Source organism: Nonomuraea sp. KM88 (assembly GCF_052245635.1).
Classification (GTDB): domain Bacteria; phylum Actinomycetota; class Actinomycetes; order Streptosporangiales; family Streptosporangiaceae; genus Nonomuraea.
The window spans coordinates 69916-89375 of the sequence record NZ_JBQQCC010000003.1 but is presented as its reverse complement, the minus strand read 5'-3'; the positions used below and the strand labels follow the sequence as shown (position 1 = coordinate 89375).

The window sequence follows — 19460 nt, the reverse complement described above, 5'->3', positions numbered from 1 at the left end:
CTCAGCCGCTCAGCCGCTCAGCGCGTCGCTGAGACGCTCGCCGTGCGACTCCAGCAGCGCGCGGGCCGCCTCGGCGTCGAGCCCGTGCTGGATCATCAGCACCGCGATCTTCGCCTGGCCGCCGGCCGCGTCCAGCGCCGCCACGGCCGTCTCCTGGTCGGCTCCGGTGATGTCCCTGACCATGCGCAGCGCCCGCCCGGCGAGCTTGTTGTTCATCGCCGACATCTCGATCATCTCGTTGCCGTACGTGCGGCCGAGCCTGACCATGGAGATCGTGGAGATCATGTTCAGCACGAGCTTCTGCGCCGTCCCGGCCTTGAGGCGGGTCGAGCCGGTCACCACTTCAGGCCCCACGACCACCTCGATCGCGTGTTCGGCGGCGGCCGACAGCGGCGCGTCCGCGTTGCACGACAGGGCGGCGGTGAGCGCGCCGCGGCCGGCCGCCTCCGCCAGCGCGCCCAGCACGAAAGGGGCCCGGCCGCTGGCGGAGACGCCCAGCACCGAGTCCAGCGGCCCCGCCTCCAGGGCCTTGATCGCGGCGGCCCCGGCCTCCGCGTCGTCCTCCGCACCCTCGACGGACCGGGTCAGCGCCTCGGGCCCACCGGCGATGATCCCCTGCACCAGCGAAGGGTCGGTGCCGAACGTGGGCGGGCACTCGCTGGCGTCGAGCACCGCCAGCCGTCCCGACGTTCCCGCGCCGACGTACAGCAGCCGGCCGCCCTCGGCCATCCGCGCCGCGATGGCGTCGATGGCGGCCGAGATGGCCGGGACGGCCGCCGCCACGGCGGCGGGCACGGCCGTGTCGGCCTGGTTCATCAGTCGGGCGATCTCCTCGGTGGGCAGCCGGTCGATCTGGCTGTAGCGGGGGTCGCTCTGCTCGGTGGACAGCTCGGGTAGCGGATCAATCATGACGCTAATTTCCACCCTTTACTTCTCTCTTGTAAATATCTTTCAGACAATGGGTTCATGACGCACGTACGCACCGGAGCAGAACGGCTGGCCACGACCCCCTCGCTCGCAGGGGGAACCCGCCTCGGCCTGATCACGAACCCCACCGGAATCCTCCCCGACCTGACCCCCACCCCCGACGCGCTCATGGCCGCCGGCGCCCGCCTCACCGCCATGTTCGGACCCGAGCACGGCATGCGCGGCACCGCTCAGGCGGCCGGCAGCGAGGGCGACACGGTGGACGAGAGGACCGGGCTGCCGGTGTACGACACCCACAAGCTCTCGGGCGAGGCGCTGGACCGCGTCGTCGCCGCCTCCGGAGTGGACACCCTGGTCTTCGACATCGCCGACGTCGGCGCCCGCTTCTACACCTACGTCTGGACCATGTACGACCTCATGGAGTCCGCCGCCCGGCTGGGCCTGCGGTTCGTGGTGCTGGACCGGCCCAACCCGCTCGGCGGCACCGTGGAGGAGGGCCCGCTGCTCGACCGGGCGTTCGCCAGCTTCGTGGGGCGGTTCCCGCTGCCCGTGCGGCACGGCAGGACCGTGGGGGAGCTGGCCGTGCTGTTCGGGTTCGACCTGGACCTGCACGTGGTCGAGATGGAGGGCTGGCGGCGCGACATGGCGTACGCCGAGACCGGGCTGCCCTGGGTGATGCCGTCGGTCAACATGCCGACCGTGGACACCGCGCTCGTCTACCCGGGCACCGGCCTGTTCGAGGGCACCGACTTGTCCGAGGGGCGCGGCACCACCAGGCCGTTCGAGCTGGTCGGGGCGCCGTACGTCGACGAGCGGTTCGCCCCCGCGCTGGCCGGGCTCGGCCTGCCGGGCGTGCGCTTCCGCGAGACGTGGTTCACGCCGACGTTCCACAAGCACGCCGGCACGCCCGTCCGCGGGGTCCAGCTCCACGTGCACGACCGCCACGCGTTCCGGCCGGTGCTGACGGGCCTGTCGATGTTGCACGTGGCCCGCACCCTCTACCCCGACGACCTGCGCTGGTGGGGCCCCGACCTGTTCATGGACCACCTGTGGGGCTCCGACGCGCTGACCCGCACCATGGACGCCGGCGGGGACCCCCGCGAGCTGTGCCCGCCCCCGGCGCACCCCGACGGCCCGCTGCTCTACGGCGGCTCCGCGGAGGGCTGAACGCGCGCCTGCGGGGGCCGTGTCCAACGGCCCCCGGCGGGTGTCAGGTTGTGCAGGGACGCGGGCCATCACGCCAGATCGCGCCGGTAGAGCCAGAAGACGCGTTCCGCCCGCGCGCCGACGGCACGCGAGTAGAACCGCAACGGCCCGACCCACCCGATCTGGGCGTCGGCCTGCCCGGCGGCCCGCTGGTCGGCCAGGCACCTGCGCAGCAGCACCCGGCCGAGGCCCAGGCCGCGCGCGTCCGGCGCGGTGCCCGTGGGCCCGAACCAGGCAGGCCGCGCGCCCCAGGCGGCGAACCCCAGGACGCGCCCGTCACGCTCGCCGTAGTGCACCCCGGCCGCCCGCGCGGCCTCCCAGGCCCAGGAGTCGTTGAAGTGCTCGCGGACGAACGCCGTGACCCGCTCGCGGTCGTCGCCGGCCGCGTGCACGGTCACGCCGTGCCGGGCCAGCTGTTCGAGGTCGTCCTCCACGGACAGGTCCACGCTCAGGTCGGCCGTCATGTTCCAGACGACGGAGTAGCGCTCGTATCCGAGGCGCTCGGCGAGACAGGCGGCGGCGGTGTAGCGCACGTCGATGCCCGGCCAGGCGTAGCACGGCGTGTTGCCGGCGAAGCGCACCTGCCGGACGCCTTGCCCGGCCAGCCACTCCTCGGCCGCCCGCACCAGCGCCCGCCCGCGCCCTTGGCCCTGCGCCGACGGGTGCACGGCCAGCAGGTCGATGTGCCCGGCCGGGTCCTCGGCGTCGTCGGTGTCCTTGGTGGACGTCGACGCCATCACGACCCCGCCGTCCGTGGTCAGCGCCGTCCACTTCCGCCCGGCAGGGGGCCGCGACAGATGGCCGATCAGGGCCGCGGCCTCCGCGATGTCCAGCCTCAGCGCCGCGGTGGCGACCTCGGACGCCTCGGCGAGCCCGTCGGCCGATCCCGTGGACCCCGGTGTCGCCCACGGGGCGGCCCGCACGATGTGGGCCATCACACCTCGCTCATCGGGCGGGCGATCACGCTGCGGCGCTCGGGGAAGAAGCACGCGTGCTCCTGCGGGACGCCCTCGGTCAGCTGCAGCAGCGGCCGCTCGTCCTCGCACCGCTCGCCGCGGAACGGGCAGCGGCGCGCGAACAGGCAGCCCTCGTCGGCCTGGCTCTCGTCCAGCGACTCGAGCGGCTCCACCGGCTGCTCGCCCGGCCGCTCCAGGCCGTGCAGCACCGGGATGGCCGACAGCAGCGACTGCGTGTACGGGTGCACCGGGTCGGCGATGATCGTGTCCACCGGGCCGCGCTCGACGACCTGGCCGCGGTAGATGACGTACAGCTCGCCGTCGCCGCCGATGTAGCGGGCGGTGGCCACGTCGTGCGTGATGAACAGCACGCTCACGCCCAGCCGCTCGCGCAGGTCCTTCAGCAGCGCCAGAATGCCCAGCCGCAGCGACACGTCGATCATCGAGACGGCCTCGTCCGCGACGAGCATCTCGGGATCGACGGTCAGCGCCCGGGCGATGACGACGCGCTGCCGCATCCCGCCGGACAGCTGGTGGGGGTAGCGCGACAACACCGAGCCCGGATCGAGCCCCACCAGCGACAGCACCTCGGCCGCCCGCTCCTCCATCCACGTCCTGGACCGCCCGGTCTGCCTGGCCCGCAGGCTGAGCGGCGCGTGCAGCGTCTGGTGGACCGTCCTGGTCGGGTTGAGCGCGGAGTAGGGGTCCTGGTGGATCATCTGGATCTTGCGGAAGTGCGGCTGGCGCTGCTTGGGCTTGAGCGGCGACATCGGCACGTCGCCGATCACGACGTCACCCGCGTCGTACGTCTCCAGCCCCGCGATGATGCGCCCCAGCGTCGTCTTGCCGCACCCGGACTCGCCGATGAACGAGGCGGCGCCGCCCTTCGGGATCGCGAAGTCGACGCCGCGCAGCGCCTGCACCTCGCGGGCGCCGAGCACCTTGCCGCGCTGCTTGAACGTCTTGACGATGCCGGTCCCGGTGATCATGCGTGCTCCTTCACGGTCACGGCGTGGCAGGCCACCGTCCTCGGCCCGCCGGCCCCGTCGTCGGTACGGGCCTCGGGGTCCATGGTGTCGCACACGTCCATGCGCAGCGGGCAGCGCTCCCTGAACACGCAGCCCTCGGCCGGCACCGTGGCCAGCGTCGGCGGCCGTCCCGGCAGCGCCTGGGCCTCGTCGATGTCGCCGACGAGCCGGGGAATGGCCTTGATCAGGCCCCTGGTGTAGGGGTGCCGCGGCGCGCCCAGCACCTCCCTGGTCGGGCCCTGCTCGACGAGCCGGCCGCCGTACATGACGGCCAGCCGGTCGGCGACCTCGGCCACCACGCCGATGTCGTGCGTGATGACGAGCGTCGTCAGGCCGCGCTCCGCGTGCACCTCACGGACGATCTTCAGGATGTTCGCCTGGGTGATCATGTCGAGCGCGGTCGTCGGCTCGTCGAGCACGACCAGGTGCGCGTTGAGCACCAGCGCGAGCATGATGCCGACCCGCTGGCGCATGCCGCCGGACAGCTCGTGCTGGTGCGAGTCGAGCACCCTGGCGCCGTCCAGGCCCATCCGGCCGAGCAGCTCCTTGGCCTCGCGCACCAGAGCGCGCAGGTCGTCCACGCCGTGCGAGCGGCCCAGGTCGAGCAGCTGCTTGCCGACGGTCTTGAGCGGGTTGAGTGAGTTCTGGGCGGCCTGGAAGACGTAGCCGATGTGCTTGCCGCGCGCCTTGCGCAGCTGCTCGTTCCGCAGGCCGACCACGTCGCCGAGCCCGTCGATCTCGACGCTGCCCGCCGAGATCCGGCCCGGCGGCTGCACCGCGTTCAGCAGCGACAGCGCGAGCGTGGACTTGCCCGAGCCGGACTCGCCGACGATGCCGGTGATGGTGCCGGGCTCCAGCGTCAGGTCCACGTTCCTGACCGCGGGCAGCTCGCCCGCGGGCGTCTTGTAGACGACCGTGAGGCCGTCGATGCGCACTCCCGGCGCAGTCTTCGTCACGGTCACTCCTCGCGCAGCCGGGGGTTGAAGATCTCGTCCATGGCGTCGACCACGAGCACGATGGCCAGCGTCAGCAGCAGGATCGCCAGCAGCGGCCCCAGCAGGAAGCCGAGCGCGCTCGGCACGGTCAGCGCCCCCGAGCGGAACACGGCCGTGTTGAGCATCTGGCCCCAGTTGTTCGACTCGTACGGCAGCACGCCCAGGAAGAAGAGCCCGACCTGCGAGTAGACGCCGCCGGTGATGGCGATGAGCATGTTCATCGCGATGTACGGGGCCATGCTCGGCAGCAGTTCCTTGCCCACGATGTGCGTGGTGGACAGCCCGAGCCCGCGCGCCGCCTCGATGAAGCCGCGCTCGCGCAGCGACAGGGTCTGCGCCCGCACGGCCCGCGCCACGCCGCCCCAGCTGAGCAGCCCCAGCACGAGGCCCATCTGCACGGCGCTGTTGAACTTCCACACCGTCGACAGCACCAGCAGCAGCGGCAGGCCGGGGATGGTCAGCTTCATGTCGGTGAGCCGCATGAGCACGGTGTCCCAGCGGCCCCGCTTGAAGCCGGAGAACAGCCCGATGGCGGTGCCCAGCACGACCGTGATGACGGCGGTGACGAGGGCGGCCAGCAGGACGTACCGGGAGCCGGTGACCACCAGGGCGATCACGTCCCTGCCCTGGTCGTCGGTGCCGAGCCAGTGCTCCCAGCTCGGCGGCCTGGTGAGCATGGCGGGGTCGCGGGGCAGCGGGTCGGGGTAGAACAGCGGCCCGAACAGGCCCATGAACACGAACCCGGCCATCAGCACGACGCCCACCAGGCGGCTGGGCTTGCGCTTCATGACGCGCCACACGCCCGTCCAGAAGTTGCGCCGCATGGCGGCGCTCGTCGACGTGCTCTCCAGCAGCACACTCATGCGCCGGCCTCCTCACCGCTGCGGACCCGCGGGTCGATCACGCTGTAGAACAGGTCCGCGATGATGTTGGCCACGATGATGGCCGCCGTGATCAGCAGGAACGCCCCGCTCATCAGCGCGTAGTCGCGCATGGTGATGCTGTCGAGGAGCAGCAGGCCGAGCCCCGGATAGTTGAAGATCCGTTCGATGAACACCGCGCCGCCGAGCAGCAGCCCCAGCGACAGCGCGAGGATCGTGAACAGCGGCAGGATCGCGTTGCGCGCGATGTACCTGAAGATGATCGAGCGCTTCATCCCGCGCAGCTCGGCGGCCAGGATGAAGTCGTCGCCCAGCACGGTCACCACGCTCGACTTCATCGCCAGGATCCACCCGCCGTACGCGGCCAGCGCGTAGGTGACCACCGGCAGCACCGCGTGCTCGACCAGCGAGCCGATGTAGCCGGCGTTGAACCCGGGCTCGAAGAGGATGTCCACCGGGCCGTCGGCCGGCAGGATCGGGATGAGCGTCGCGAAGATCGCGCTGAGCAGCAGGCCCAGCACGTACTGCGGCACCCCGTGCAGCAGCGACCCGGAGACGGCCAGGACGTCGCCGAGCTTGCCCGTGCGCTTGATGGCCGCGTAGACGCCCAGGATGATGCCGACGAGGAAGCTCAGCAGCGTGCCCGCCAGCACCGGGAGCACGGTCCACTTGGCCGCCTCGCCGAGCACCTGGGTGACCGGGGCGCCGGCGTGGGTCACGGACTGGCCCAGGTCGAAGGTGAGCAGGCCCGCCATGTAGTCGATGTACTGCTCCCAGAGCGAGCCCGTGGGCTGGAATCCGTACAACACGCGGGTCGCCTGCTCGGCCGCCTCGGGCGCCATACCCTGCTCGATCAGCTTCTGCACGTTCGCGGCGACCGGGTCACCGGGAATGCTCCTGACGATGAAGAAACTGATCGTGGCGACGACCAGGATCATGACGATCCCGCGGGCCAGATGGCCCGCGAGTCGGCGTGCGATAACCGTCATAGGCTCTTTCTCTACTGCTTCTTCTTGACCAGGCCGAGCTGGATCCAGACCCCGGCCGGCAGGCGCAGCAGGTCGCTGTCCTGCTCGGGCCAGCCGGTGAAGCGGCTGGTGTTGGTGAACTGCGTGTTCACGTAGTCCCAGAGCTGGATCGCGGGAAGGTCCTGGTTGGCGGCCTTGGCGAGCTGCGTCATGATCGGCTTGGCCTCTTCCGCGGAGGCCGCGTTGAGCTTGCCGGTCAGCTCACCCGGGTTGATCTTGCCGACGCCTTCGACGTCGATCTCCTCGGCGCTGCCCATCCAGTTGCCGCCCTTGCCGGGGGCGCTGTGCTTGACCTTGCCCGCGACGTTGGTCCAGCCGTTGGAGGCGCCGTAGAGGCGCTGGTAGATGTCGTACGGCGCCGGGCCGAGCGCCATCAGCCAGAAGCCGACGTCGTACTTGCCGGCCGCGATCTCCTCGAGGTAGATCGGGTAGTCGGCGACGGTGACGACCTCGGCATCCACGCCGTTCTCGATGAGCTGGCTCTTGATGTTCTCCTGCGCGGAGATCCAGTCGGAGAAGCCGGAGGGCGCGTGCATGGTCACCTTCCACGGCGACCCGTCGGCCAGCGTCCACTTGCCGTTCTTCTTCTGCAGGCCGGCTTCCTTGAACTCCGTCTCGGCCTTGGCCACGTCGTGCGCGTACGGCTCCAGCTTCGGCAGCTCGTCGCCGATCCACTCCTGGGCCGGCTTCTGGTGGATGCCGGTCGTCGTCACGGCCGCCGTGCCGCCCTCGGGCGAGGCGACCTTGGTGACCTGCTGGCGGTCGATCAGGTAGGCCAGGCCGCGGCGCACGTGCACGTTGTCGTACGGCTTCTTCGACTGGTTGAACGCCATGCCGACGGCCACCGGGGAGAAGCCCTTGATCAGGTGGGAGCCGGGGGCCTGCTTGATGCGGTTCATCACGTCGGTCGGGGCGGCGACGAAGCCGGACTGGTCGAGCTTGCCGGCGGTCAGGTAGTTCCAGATCTGCTCGTTGCCGCTGTAGTTGAGGAACTTGACCTGGTCGGGAGCGACGTTGGCGGCGTTGAAGAAGTTCTTGTTCTTCAGCAGCAGCGCCTCGCCGGGGTTGACCCGCTCCAGCGTGAACGGCCCGGCGGAGACGTCCTGCGGCGGCTTGAAGGCGAGCACCTTCTGGCCGACGGCGAGGATGTCCTCGCGCGCCTTCTCGGCGGCGTCGCCGGTGCCCCTGGAGGTCTTCAGGGTGTCCCAGAAGTCGGCGGGCAGCACGCTGTTCCACACGTGGGCGGGCACGACGAGGCTGTCGAGGACGCCGCGGGCGAACTTCGAGCTCGGGTTGGACATGTCCTGGGTGATCTTGATCGTCTTGTCGTCGACGACCTCCACCTCGGCCGCCGCGCCGGCCGCGCCGGGCGTGATCGCGAACGCGGTGCTGCCCTGCGTGTAGGCGATGCCGATGGACAGCTTGACGTCCTCGGCCGTGACCGGCTTGCCGTCGGACCACTTGGCGTTCGGCTGGAGGTGCAGGGTGATCGAGGAGTTGTCCTCCGCGACCTCCCACTTCTCCGCGATGCCGGGGTAGAACTGGTTGGGGTCGGTCACGTGGTTCTTGACCCAGCCCAGTTTCATCGCGTTGTAACCCAGGTAGGAGTTACCCTTCGGGTGCCAGGGGTTGGCGGGCGCGCTCGCGTCGAGGCCCGGCCTGTTGACGTCGATCGTGGTGAACAGGCCGCCACCACCGCCCGAGCCGCCTGACTTGTCGGGGGTGCCACCACTGCATGCCGCAGTCGCGGTGGCAAGGCCCAGCAACGCCACTACCGCTGCCAGTCGCTTCATTTGCCGCTCCGGAGGATGTCGAGCCTGTTGAGGGATCTGCAGGAGTTGACCGGACACTACGATCACGTCAGACCGGCGTCAATAATCTCCAGGGGTTGTGAGGTTAATGTAACTTTCCTTCATCAGTGTGCGAAGTGGAGCTAAGCGCCGTCAAGTAAAACGTCAGTTCATTACCAAGACGGCAGCCCCGTTGACCTGGTCGTTCGCCAGATCCGTCAGCGCCCTGGCGGCCTCCTCCAGGGGGTAGGGGGCTGTCGTCACCCGCGGCCGGTGGGCCAGCGCGAGCTCCAGATAGGCCCGGCCGTCGGCCCTGGTGTTGGCCGTCACGCTGCGCACGGTCCGCTCCTGGAAAAGGTGGCGCTCGTAGCTCAGCGGCGGCACATCGGTCAGGTGGATCCCGGCGATCGCCAGCGTCCCGCCCCGGTCGAGCGCCTCCAGCGCCGGCGGCACCAGCGTGCCCACCGGAGCGAACAGGATGGCCGCGTCCAGCGGCTCCGGCGGCGGGCCGCCCGTCGCCGAGGCCGCTCCCAGCTCGAGCGCCAGCTCGCGGGAGGCGGGAGACCTGCTGACGGCGTGCACCGTGGCCCCCTGCGCGATGGCGGCCTGTGCGGCCAGATGGGCCGAGGCCCCGAACCCGTAGATGCCCAGCCGCCCGCCCTGCGGCAGGTCGGCGCGGGCCAGCGCCCGGTAGCCGATGATCCCCGCGCACAGCAGCGGCGCCAGCCACTCGGCGGGGGGCTCGTCCGGCAGGGGATAGACGTAGGCGGACGGCGCGACGAGATAGTCGGCGAACCCGCCGTCGGCGTCCCACCCGGTGTAGGCGGAGTCGGGGCAGAGGTTCTCCATCCCCCTGACGCAGTAACGGCACCTCCCGCAGGTGGAGCGGAGCCAGGCCACCCCGACCCGCTGGTCCGTGCCGACGACCCGGCCGACCGCCTGGTGGCCCGGGGTGGTGCGGGGCCGCCGCGGCGCCAGGTCGCCCTCCGCCAGATGCAGGTCCGTACGGCACACGCCGCACGCCTCCACCCGCACCAGTACCTCTCCGGGCCCCGGCTCGGGCACCTCCCGCTCGACGAGTTCCAGCGGCCCCGACGCCATCGGCCCCGGCCGGTTCACCACCCAGGCGCGCACGTCAGCCGACCCCGGCGAGGCGCTCGTGGGCGAGGGTGGCGTAGAGCGCGGCCCCGTCCGGCAGGACCGAGTCGTCGAAGACCGCCTCGGGCGAGTGGTTGTAGAGGGCCGTGGCCGGGTCACGGCCGGGCGGGCACGCCCCCAGGAAGACGAACGCCCCGGGCACGGAGTCCAGCACGTACGAGAAGTCCTCCGAGCCCATCACCGGCTGCGGCGAGACGAAGTAGCGGCCGGGCCCGAACAGCTCGTCGGCCGTCCTGCCCAGGAAGTCCGCCTCGCTCTCGTCGTTCACCGTCACCGGGTAGCCCATCCCGAACGACGCCTCGGCCCGCAGCCCGTGGGCCGCCGCGACGCCCTCCACGACCTCGACCAGCCGCCGCTTGACCAGCGTCCTGTTCTCCTTGCTGAAGGTCCGCACCGTCGCGTCGAACCGCGCGTCGTCGGGGATGATGTTGTCCTTCGACCCGCCGTGGAAGCTGCCCACCGTCACGACCACGGGGTCGAACACGTCGAACGTCCTGGTCACCATCGACTGCAGCGCCGCGACCATCTCGCAGCCCGCCTGGATCGGGTCGAGGGACCGGTGCGGGCTGGAGCCGTGGCCGCCCCGCCCCCTGACCGTCACGGAGAACGTGTCCGCCGCCGCCATGATCGGCCCAGGCCGCGAGGCGAACAGCCCCAGCGGCAACATCGAGGAGACCACGTGCATGCCGTAGGCCGCCACCGGGCGGGAGCCGGCCGCGTCGAGCACGCCCTCGGCGATCATGTGCTTGGCGCCGTCGTGGCCCTCCTCTCCCGGCTGGAACATGAAGACGACGTCCCCGGCCAGCTCGTCGCGCCGCGCGCTCAGCAGCCGCGCCGCTCCCACCAGCATCGCGGTGTGCAGATCGTGCCCGCACGCGTGCATCTGCCCCGCCAGCCGGGAGACGTACGGCAGGTCGTTCTTCTCCGTCACCGGCAGCGCGTCCATGTCGCCGCGCAGCAGCACGGCGGGGCCCGGCCGCCCGCCCCTCAGGACCGCGGTCACGGAGCTCAGCGCCGTGCCCGTCTTGATCTCCAACGGGAGCCCGTCCAGGGCGGCCAGCACCTTCTCCTGGGTGCGGGGGAGCTGGAGACCGATCTCCGGAGTGGTGTGCAGCGAGTGCCTGAGCTGAACGATTTCATCCCGCATGTCCTGCGCGGATTCAGTGAACGACATGAGGCCATTGTTCATGTCCGTGCCGCCGCGTCCAGTGATGCCACGCTGGTGGCGGTTCGCACACCGAGCGGGGCCGGAGGCCGGCGCGGCGCCATCGGTAGGATGGGGCGGTGACCGAGCGTAAGCGGATCGACTTCTGGTTGTCCGACATGGACGGCGTGCTCGTCCACGAGGGGCGTCCGATCCCCGGTGCGGACGAATTCATCAAACGGCTCAGCGAGTCAGGCACACCCTTCCGGGTGCTGACCAACAACTCGATCTACACGGCGCGCGACCTGTCGGTGCGGCTGAGCGCCGCGGGCCTCGACGTGCCCCCCGCGTCCATCTGGACCTCCGCCGTGGCCACCGCGGAGTTCCTCGACGACCAGCGGGCGGGCGGCACGGCGTACGTGATCGGCGAGGCGGGCCTGACGACGGCGCTGCACGAGGTGGGCTATGTGCTCACCGACCTCGACCCCGACTACGTCGTGCTCGGCGAGACCCGCACCTACAGCTTCACCCAGATCACCCGCGCCATCCGGCTCATCGAGGGCGGCGCGCGCTTCATCGCCACCAACCCCGACGCGATCGGCCCCTCCACCGAGGGTTCCCTGCCGGCCTGCGGCGCCGTGGCGGCCATGATCACCAAGGCCACGGGCGTCGCCCCCTACTTCGTCGGCAAGCCCAATCCCCGCATGATGCGCAGCGCGCTCAACGCCATCGGCGGCCACAGCGAGACCACCGCGATGATCGGCGACCGCATGGACACCGACATCGTGTGCGGCATGGAGGCGGGGCTCTACACGATCCTCGTTCTCACCGGCGTCACCGCGCGCGACCAGGTCGAGCGCTTCCCCTACCGCCCGTCCCTGGTGGTCGACTCGGTGGCCGACCTCATCGATCTCATCTGAACCTGACGTTCCCTGACAGGTACACCTGGCAGGCTCACCCGTCATGACCCGCGTTTACCTGGAGACCGGCCCGAAGAAGGTGTTCGCCTGCTCGCTCGACTGGCCCGGCTGGTGCCGGATCGCCAAGGGCGAGGAGGCGGCGCTCGAACGGCTGCTGGAATACGCGCCCCGCTACCGCGTGGTGGCCGCGCGGGCCGGGCTGGAGTTCACGCCGGGCGACCTGGTGGTGGCAGGGCGCGTGCCGGGCAGCGACATGACCGACTTCGGGGTCCCGTACGCGGTGCCCGACCTCGACCTCGAGCCGCTGCCCGCTCCTGAGGCGGAGCGCGGCATCGCCCTGCTGCGGGCGGCCTGGGGCCTGTTCGACGAGACCGCCGCCGCCTCGCCCGAGGAACTGCGCAAGGGCCCGCGGGGCGGCGGGCGCGACCTCACGAAGATCGTCGATCACGTGGAGAACGCCGAGCGCGCCTTCGCCAGGAAGGTCGGCGTGCGGCACCGGCCCTACCGATCCCGCGGCGACCGCGAGGCGATGCGCGAGGAACTGGCGGAGGTCCTGGCACGCCCGTGGGAGCCGCCCCAGACGACGGGCTGGCCGCCCCGCTACGCGCTGCGCCGCATCGCCTGGCACGTCATCGACCACCTCTGGGAGATCGAGGACCGGCGCTGAGGCGGGGGAGCAGCCGTTACGGCGAACACCGGACACGGCTACAGGCCGTGACCATATGATGGCGGAAATCGCCCGCCGGTGCCGGCGGCCGATGTCCCATCCGGTCATGGCAGAGGTAGGCGTGCGTGGACATGCGGGCGGAGATTCTCGACCTGAAACTCCGTGTCGAAGAGCTTGAGACGGGCGTCCGGCACGGGGACGTGGCGATCGGGCGCCGCCGCGAGCCCGACCGCCAGGAGGAGTTCCTGCGCGAGATCGGCGACCGGACCAAGAGCCTGCGGGCCGACGTCGCGGCGGTGAAGTCCGCGCTCGCGGACGGCCGGGTCGAGATGGCCGAGCAGTTCGCCGCCGTCGAGACCGAGATCGCGGCCATCCGGCGGGAGGTGAACTCCTGGCCGCCCGGCCCGGAGGCGGATGAGGGCATGGTCGCCGACGAGTTCGCGGCCGTCCGGTCGGGGCTGGAGCACGAGTTCAACTCCCTGCGCTCCGAGATGACCGATCTCGGCATCAAGCTGGACCGCCTGCTGAAGCGGCGTGAGGACGGCTGACGGTCACGCGTCCTGGCCGATGAGCCGGGGGAGCCGGGTGATGGCGGACGACAGGTAGTCCGCCACCGCCTCGGGCACCAGGTGACGCGTGGTGATCTCCTCGCGGTCCAGCGGCACCCGCACCACCTCGTACACTCCGCGCGACGGATCCTCGAACTCCGGTCCGTGCCGCAGCCCGGGGTCCATCGACGCCAGCCGGCAGCCGAAGACGTGCTGTGTCTTGACCGCGTCCTTCCACGCGTACGACACGGTGGTCAGCGGCGTCACGCCGAAGACCGTGGCGCCGAGCTCCTCGAGCAGTTCACGGCGCAACGTGTCGACCAGCGAGCCGTCCTCCGGCTCGACGTGGCCGCCCGGCACCGACCAGTAGACGTCGCGGCCCGGCACCGTACGCCTGAAGAGCACCAGCCGCTCGTCGCCGTCGAGAAGGACGCCCCGGACACTCGGTCGCATACGGCCACCCTATTTGACCGGTATGTCCTTCGGGTAGCCTAACCTACGGTACCGTAACCCCAAGGAGAAGATCTTTTATGGCGATGACGCAGACGGAGCTGCTGCACGAGCTCGAGCCCGTGGTGGCGGGGGAGCTCGACCGCCACGAGAAAATGGCCAAAGAGTGGTTCCCGCACGAGTACATCCCGTGGAGCGAAGGCCGCGACTTCGACGGCGTCTACGGGGGCGAGGCGTGGCAGGAAGGCGACTCCAAGATCCCCGAGGCGGCCCGCGTCTCGCTCATCGTCAACCTCCTCACCGAGGACAACCTGCCGAGCTACCACCACGAGATCGCCACCACGTTCGGCCGCGACGGCGCCTGGGGCACCTGGGTGCACCGGTGGACCGCCGAGGAGGACCGCCACGGCACCGCGCTGCGCGACTACCTCACCGTGACCCGCGCCGTCGACCCCGTCGCCCTCGAGCGGGCCCGCATGCGCCACATGGAGCACGGCTTCGCCACCGAGTACGGCACCATGCTCCAGCAGCTCGCGTACGTCTCCTTCCAGGAGCTGGCCACCCGCATCTCGCACCGCAACACCGGCAGGGCCTCCGGCGACGAGGGCTGCGAGCGGCTGCTCGCCAGGATCGCCGCCGACGAGAACCTGCACATGCTCTTCTACCGCAACCTGCTCAAGGCCGCCTTCGAGCTCGACCCCAACCAGACCATGCGCGCGGTCACCGACGTCGTCACGACGTTCCAGATGCCGGGCACCGGGATGGACGGCTTCGCCCGCAAGGCCATGATCATCGCCCACGAGGGCATCTACGACCTGCGCCTCCACCTCGACGACGTGCTCATGCCGGTGCTGAAGCAGTGGGCCGTGTTCGACAAGACCGGGCTGGACGCCGAGGGCGAGCAGGCCCGCGAGGAGTTGTCGGCGTTCCTGGCCAGGACCGACGCCACCGCCGCCAGGTTCGTCGAACGCCGGGAGGAGCGCCGCGCCCGCGCCGCCGCCCGCACATGACCTCCCGCACCTGACCCCGGCGCGCGGCGCCGCCCGTCGGTGGCATGATGGCGCCCCATGGATCTCCCCGCCCAGCTGCTCATCTGGTTCTTCACGTTCCTGACGGTCATCGCGCTGGCCGTGGCGGCGCAACGGCTGCTGAACGTCAGGTTCGGCATGGTCCGCACGTTCCTGGCGGCCCTGGTCGCCTTCGGGCTGGCGCAGCCGGTGCTGGAGCCGATCCTCGGGCTCATCGGCCCGACCGACCCGGAGACCGTGCCCGGCCCGGGCGCGCTGGGGCTGCTGCTGCTCGTCATCATGTGCGTGGTGCTCATCCCGATGGTGATCCTGGTGCTGGCCGAGGCGCTGGTGCCGCCCGGCTCGGTGCCCGGCCCGCTGGAGCTCGTCCGCTCCGTGCGCGGCCGCGTCTCCCGGGCCAGGCGCTACTCGCAGATCACCAGGATCGCCATCAGGCACGGCCTCGGCCCCTACCTGCGGGGCCGGGGCGAGCGACTGGAGGACCACTCGGGCAAGATGCGGCTGGCCAGGTCGCTGCGCGAGGCGCTCGAGGACGGCGGGGTCACGTTCGTCAAGCTCGGCCAGGTCCTGTCGACCCGGCGCGACCTGCTGCCCGCGGAGTTCGTCGAGGAGCTGGGGCGGCTGCAGGACCAGGTGGCGCCCGCGCCGTGGGAGCGGATCGAGCCGGTGCTCGCCGCGGAGCTGGGCGGGCCGGTCGACGAGGTGTTCGCCGAGTTCGACCGCACGCCGCTGGCCGCCGCCTCCATCGGGCAGGTCCACGTCGCCCGGCTGCACGACGGTCGGAGCGTGGTGGTCAAGGTGCAGCGGCCGGACATCGGCGTGGTCGTCGCCAAGGACCTCGACATCGTCCGGCGGCTGGCCGTCACGCTGGAGTCCAGGACCCGCTGGGGCCGCTCGCTCGGCCTGCGCGACCTGGGCGAGGGGTTCGCCACCGCCATCCGCGAGGAGCTGGACTTCCGGGTCGAGGCCGCCAACATGGCCGCCGTCACCGCCTCAGGCGGCGGCAGCGTCACCTACCCGGCCCCGATCAGCGCCCTGTGCACCGAACGCGTGCTCGTCATGCGGCGCCTGTCCGGCAGGCCGGTCACCGCGGCCACCCGCGAGCAGGGCCCCGCGCTCGCCCGCGACCTGCTCGACTGCCTGCTCAGGCAGATCCTCGTCGAAGGCGTCTTCCACGCCGACCCGCATCCCGGCAACCTCATGCTGCTCGACGACGGCACGCTGGGCCTGCTCGACTTCGGCTCGGTCGGCCGGCTCGACGCCGGCGTGCGCTCGGCCCTGCAACGTTTCCTGCTGGCCATGAACCGGCAGGATCCCCTGGGCGTGACCGACGCGCTGCTGGAGGTCGTGCCGAGGCCCGAGGACATCGACGAGGCCGCGCTCGAACGCGCGCTCGGCCAGTTCATGGCCAGGCACCTGGCCGGCGCCATGGACAGCGCGCAGATGTTCACCGACCTGTTCAGGATCGTCTCCGCGTACGGGCTGTCGATCCCGCCGGAGGTCGCCGCCGTCTTCCGCGCCCTGGCCACCCTGGAGGGCACGCTCATCCGCCTCTCGCCCGGCTTCAACCTCATCGGCGAGGCCCGCGCGTTCGCCGGCCGCTACCTCGCCGAGCAGGTGAGCCCCGAGACGATCAAGGAGTCCGTCGCCCAGGAGCTGGCCGCGCTGGTGCCGATGTTGCGCCGCCTGCCGCGCCGTGTGGAGCGCATCGCCAGCGCGGCCGAGCACGGCAGGTTCAGCCTGAACGTGCGCCTGCTCGCCGACGACCGCGACCGCGCCTACCTCACCGGCCTGCTGCACCAGGTGCTGCTCACGGTACTCGGCGCGACGGCCGGGATCATGGCGGTCATCCTCCTCGGCATCGACGGCGGGCCCGCCGCGCTGGGCACGACGTCGCTGTTCCAGCTCATCGGCTACAACCTGCTGGTGATCTCGGCCATCCTCGTCCTGCGCGTGCTCGCGCTGATCTTCCGCCGTCCCCGCGCCTCGGACGAGCGCCTGTGAGCCCTCGCCGGTAAAGCCTGTGGGGCTCTTGACCGAGGGATGGTCTTGGACATCCAAGGCATCGGGCAGTTTCCCGGTAACATCGGAACCCCTTGGGAGCAGAGGGTGAAAATCATCGGGATTGCGGCCAGCCTCAACAAGGGGTCCTTTATCAACCGGCTGCTCGTCGCCGCGGGCGCCGAGCTGCCCCGCGGCATCGCCTTCGAGGAGTGGCGCGGGCTGGGCGAGATCCCGCCGTACACCCGAGGTCCGGTTCCCGCGCCGGCCGCCGCGCTGGCCCGCCTGGTGGCCTCCGGTGACGCCGTGCTGCTCACCGCGCCCGAGCACAGCCTGCTGCCGCCCGAGCTGGCGTACGCGCTGGACTGGATGGCGGCCCGCGACGGCCTGTCCGGCAAGCACGTCGCCGTCATGAGCGCCAGCGCCCGCGCCTGCGGCGCCATGTGGGCCCAGGCGGAGCTCTACAAGCGGCTCCAGAGCGCCGGGGCGGTCGTCATGGGCGCCGAGCTGGTGATCTCTCCTGCCTGCCCCCATTTCGACGAGTACGGACGCCTCAGGCCGGCCGCCCTGCGGGACCAGGTGCGCGCGGTGATCCGGCAACTCTGCCCCGCCGGGATCCTGGAACCCGTGCTCTCGTTGTCGCCCTGAGGGTCGCCCTGAGGGCCGCCCCTAAGGATCGCGGCGCAGGCGTTTGACGTCGGAGCGGTGCTTCTTGGCGGTGATGCGCCGCTCGACGGCGCCGCGGCTCGGCTTGGTCGGGCGGCGGCGCTTGGGCGGCGGGGCGATGGCCTCGCGCAGGCGCTGGGCCAGGCGGTGCCGCGCGGCCTCCCTGTTGCGCAGCTGCGAGCGGTATTCGGAGGCGGCGACCGTGATCGTGTCGGCGCCCAGCCGGCCGCGGGCCCGCTCCTTGAGCGCCGGCGGCAGCGCGGTGCTCGCGGCCAGGTCGAAGGTCAGCTCCACGCGGCTGTCCGTGGTGTTGACACCCTGGCCGCCCGGGCCTGACGAGCGCGAGAAACGCCAGACGAGCTCGGCGTCGGGGATGACGACCGCGTCGTTGACGACCAGCGGGCCGGGCATGCGTGAAACTCCTGTTCGACGTCCACAGTGAAGTGTCACCGTATCCGGGCGACCCATGCCTGTCGCAACGGCATTTCCCTTTTCATGCGGCGCGGAGCACCGGCTTGACGGCGGGATGCAAGGGGCGTATGCCAATATCGCGCAACAACGATCAAGGGCGGGGAGGCGCTGTGGCGGCCATCGTCGGCGTGCACGGAATCGGCAAGTACAACTACTACGTGGACGCCGGGCGGTCCGCGGCCGGGGCGGCGGAGGCCATGCGCCGCAAGTGGGACCGCTACCTGCACGCGACGCTGGACGCGGAGTCCGCGGCCTACTTCGCCGAGATCGCCTACTTCGCCCACCACCTGCACGACGGCGGGCCCGATGACCGGGGCGACGACGCACCGGAATCCGCCGCCGCGATGGAGATCCAGGCCCAGGAGGTGCTCGCCGGCTGGGCCAGGAACATGGGCCTCGGCGAGCACATCACAGGAGCGCTCAAATCGGTCACCGGATGGCTGCTCGACAGGCTGGACGGCAGGTCGGCGGCGTTCGCGAAGCTGTTCGTGCCCGAGGTGGCGACGTACCTCACCGACCAGGCCAGGCGGGAGAGCTGCCGGCAGGTCGTCGCCGACGTCATCCGGCGCAACCGGCCCAGGGTCGTGATCGCGCACTCGCTCGGCAGCGTCGTCGCGTACGAGACGCTCTGGGCGTACCCCGAGCTCGAGATCGATCTGCTCGTCACCCTCGGCAGCCCGCTCGGCATGCGCCACGTCGTCTTCGAACGCCTCCTGCCCGCCCCCATCAACGGCCGCGGCGAGCGGCCCGAGAACGTCGGCCGCTGGGTGAACATCGCCGACAAGGACGACATCGCCGCCATCCCGCCCGCGTTGCGGGAGAGCTTCACCGGCGTCGACGCCGAAGAACTGGTCAACCTCGACTGGATCGACTTCCACACGGCCGAGAAATACCTTGGCTGCCCGGCGCTCGACCCGCATCTGCGACCATTCATCGCATGACGTGGATCGTGTTCGACTACGGCGGTGTCTTGTCGCTGCCCCAGCCCGGGTCCGAAGCCGACGCCATGGCGCGGGCCGCGGGCGCCGACCCCGAGGTGTTCGGGAGCGGCTACCGGGAGCACCGCCTCGCGTTCGACCGGGGGAGCATGACGCCGTTCACCTACTGGTCGGCGGTGCTCGGCAGGCCCGTCACCCACTCCGAGGCCGCCCGGCTGGTCGCCATGGACATCGCGAGCTGGGCCCATCCCGACGAGGGCACGGTCGCCGTCCTGGGCGAGCTGATCGAGGCGGGCCGCGACGTGGCGCTGCTGTCCAACGCGCCCGTCTGCGTCAGCGAGGGCCTGGACGAGCTGCCCTGGATCGCCGCGATCGGGCGGCGCTTCTACAGCGGCAGGATGGGCCTGGTCAAACCCGACAAGGAGATCTACGACGAGATGGCCCGCGAGCTCGGCGCCGACCCCGCCGAGATCGTCTTCATCGACGACCGGCCTGAGAACGTCCAGGGCGCCGAGCGGGCCGGCATGACCGGCGTGCACTTCACCGGCGCCGCCGCGCTGAGGGCGGCGCTGGGGTGAGGGCGGCGCCGGGGGAGGGCGGCGCTGCGCGGACGGGACGACTGGCGCTGTTCATCCGTCCTTGACTCCGCGGTCACGGC

The 19460-nt window shown here is 71.2% G+C and carries 20 protein-coding genes; 9 read left to right on the top strand and 11 right to left on the bottom strand.

The window, feature by feature from the left end; genetic code table 11:
* Positions 1–9: 9 nt before the first annotated feature.
* Positions 10–909, bottom strand: a complete 900-nt coding sequence (gene murQ, locus ACTWPV_RS10095; RefSeq protein ID WP_443151527.1) for an N-acetylmuramic acid 6-phosphate etherase — start codon at positions 907–909, stop codon at positions 10–12.
* 57 nt (positions 910–966) lie between these two features.
* Here murQ and ACTWPV_RS10090 point away from each other — a divergent pair, with 57 nt between their 5' ends.
* Entirely contained in the window at positions 967–2094 is a 1128-nt protein-coding gene (locus tag ACTWPV_RS10090; RefSeq protein ID WP_443151526.1) for an exo-beta-N-acetylmuramidase NamZ family protein, read from the top strand.
* Positions 2095–2162: 68 nt separating this feature from the next.
* Here ACTWPV_RS10090 and ACTWPV_RS10085 read toward each other — a convergent pair whose 3' ends face one another.
* The 8 genes from ACTWPV_RS10085 to ACTWPV_RS10050 form a co-directional block, all read right to left on the bottom strand.
* Entirely contained in the window at positions 2163–3068 is a 906-nt protein-coding gene (locus ACTWPV_RS10085) for a GNAT family N-acetyltransferase (protein WP_443151525.1), read from the bottom strand.
* Positions 3068–4078, bottom strand: a complete 1011-nt coding sequence (locus tag ACTWPV_RS10080; protein ID WP_347643016.1) for an ABC transporter ATP-binding protein — start codon at positions 4076–4078, stop codon at positions 3068–3070. Before ACTWPV_RS10080 ends, ACTWPV_RS10085 begins: the two co-directional genes overlap by 1 nt.
* Positions 4075–5073, bottom strand: coding sequence for an ABC transporter ATP-binding protein (locus ACTWPV_RS10075; RefSeq protein ID WP_443151524.1), 999 nt, complete (start codon positions 5071–5073; stop codon positions 4075–4077). Before ACTWPV_RS10075 ends, ACTWPV_RS10080 begins: the two co-directional genes overlap by 4 nt.
* Positions 5074–5075: 2 nt before the next feature.
* Positions 5076–5975: an ABC transporter permease gene (locus tag ACTWPV_RS10070; RefSeq protein ID WP_347643018.1), complete on the bottom strand. Its 900-nt coding sequence runs from the start codon at positions 5973–5975 to the stop codon at positions 5076–5078.
* Positions 5972–6982 carry an ABC transporter permease gene (locus tag ACTWPV_RS10065; RefSeq protein ID WP_443151523.1) on the bottom strand — a complete coding sequence of 337 codons (1011 nt, stop codon included), beginning with the start codon at positions 6980–6982 and terminating at the stop codon, positions 5972–5974. Before ACTWPV_RS10065 ends, ACTWPV_RS10070 begins: the two co-directional genes overlap by 4 nt.
* 11 nt (positions 6983–6993) lie before the next feature.
* Positions 6994–8814 carry an ABC transporter substrate-binding protein gene (locus ACTWPV_RS10060; protein WP_443151522.1) on the bottom strand — a complete coding sequence of 607 codons (1821 nt, stop codon included), beginning with the start codon at positions 8812–8814 and terminating at the stop codon, positions 6994–6996.
* Between the two features lie 162 nt (positions 8815–8976).
* Positions 8977–9945: a zinc-dependent alcohol dehydrogenase family protein gene (locus tag ACTWPV_RS10055; protein WP_443151521.1), complete on the bottom strand. Its 969-nt coding sequence runs from the start codon at positions 9943–9945 to the stop codon at positions 8977–8979.
* Position 9946: 1 nt separating this feature from the next.
* Positions 9947–11143 (bottom strand): M20 metallopeptidase family protein, encoded by a 1197-nt coding sequence (locus ACTWPV_RS10050; RefSeq protein ID WP_443151520.1) that lies wholly within the window; start codon positions 11141–11143, stop codon positions 9947–9949.
* A 110-nt stretch (positions 11144–11253) separates the two neighbouring features.
* On the opposite strand from ACTWPV_RS10050, the gene ACTWPV_RS10045 reads away from it, so the two are divergent.
* From ACTWPV_RS10045 to ACTWPV_RS10035, 3 genes are all read left to right on the top strand, one after another.
* Positions 11254–12033 (top strand): HAD-IIA family hydrolase, encoded by a 780-nt coding sequence (locus tag ACTWPV_RS10045; protein ID WP_347643023.1) that lies wholly within the window; start codon positions 11254–11256, stop codon positions 12031–12033.
* Positions 12034–12076: 43 nt separating this feature from the next.
* Positions 12077–12700, top strand: coding sequence for a hypothetical protein (locus ACTWPV_RS10040; RefSeq protein ID WP_443151519.1), 624 nt, complete (start codon positions 12077–12079; stop codon positions 12698–12700).
* A 125-nt stretch (positions 12701–12825) separates the two neighbouring features.
* On the top strand, positions 12826–13248 hold the full coding sequence (locus tag ACTWPV_RS10035) for a hypothetical protein (protein WP_443151518.1): 423 nt from the start codon (positions 12826–12828) through the stop codon (positions 13246–13248).
* Positions 13249–13251: 3 nt separating this feature from the next.
* Here ACTWPV_RS10035 and ACTWPV_RS10030 read toward each other — a convergent pair whose 3' ends face one another.
* Positions 13252–13701: an NUDIX hydrolase gene (locus ACTWPV_RS10030; RefSeq protein ID WP_347643026.1), complete on the bottom strand. Its 450-nt coding sequence runs from the start codon at positions 13699–13701 to the stop codon at positions 13252–13254.
* Positions 13702–13778: 77 nt separating this feature from the next.
* Here ACTWPV_RS10030 and ACTWPV_RS10025 point away from each other — a divergent pair, with 77 nt between their 5' ends.
* The 3 genes from ACTWPV_RS10025 (at position 13779) to ACTWPV_RS10015 (ending at position 17375) form a co-directional block, all read left to right on the top strand.
* Positions 13779–14708 (top strand): acyl-ACP desaturase, encoded by a 930-nt coding sequence (locus ACTWPV_RS10025; RefSeq protein ID WP_443151517.1) that lies wholly within the window; start codon positions 13779–13781, stop codon positions 14706–14708.
* Positions 14709–14765: 57 nt separating this feature from the next.
* On the top strand, positions 14766–16730 hold the full coding sequence (locus tag ACTWPV_RS10020; protein ID WP_443151516.1) for an ABC1 kinase family protein: 1965 nt from the start codon (positions 14766–14768) through the stop codon (positions 16728–16730).
* 105 nt (positions 16731–16835) lie between these two features.
* Entirely contained in the window at positions 16836–17375 is a 540-nt protein-coding gene (locus ACTWPV_RS10015; RefSeq protein WP_347643029.1) for an NADPH-dependent FMN reductase, read from the top strand.
* Positions 17376–17396: 21 nt separating this feature from the next.
* Here the strand turns inward: ACTWPV_RS10015 and arfB are convergent, their stop codons facing one another.
* Positions 17397–17804, bottom strand: a complete 408-nt coding sequence (gene arfB, locus ACTWPV_RS10010; protein WP_443151515.1) for an alternative ribosome rescue aminoacyl-tRNA hydrolase ArfB — start codon at positions 17802–17804, stop codon at positions 17397–17399.
* Positions 17805–17974: 170 nt separating this feature from the next.
* Here arfB and ACTWPV_RS10005 point away from each other — a divergent pair, with 170 nt between their 5' ends.
* Positions 17975–18805 (top strand): hypothetical protein, encoded by an 831-nt coding sequence (locus ACTWPV_RS10005; protein ID WP_443151514.1) that lies wholly within the window; start codon positions 17975–17977, stop codon positions 18803–18805.
* A complete protein-coding gene (locus ACTWPV_RS10000; RefSeq protein WP_443151513.1) occupies positions 18802–19380 on the top strand; it encodes an HAD family hydrolase in 579 nt (192 codons plus the stop codon). The genes ACTWPV_RS10005 and ACTWPV_RS10000 overlap by 4 nt, the downstream gene beginning before the upstream one ends.
* The last annotated feature ends 80 nt before the right edge of the window (positions 19381–19460 follow it).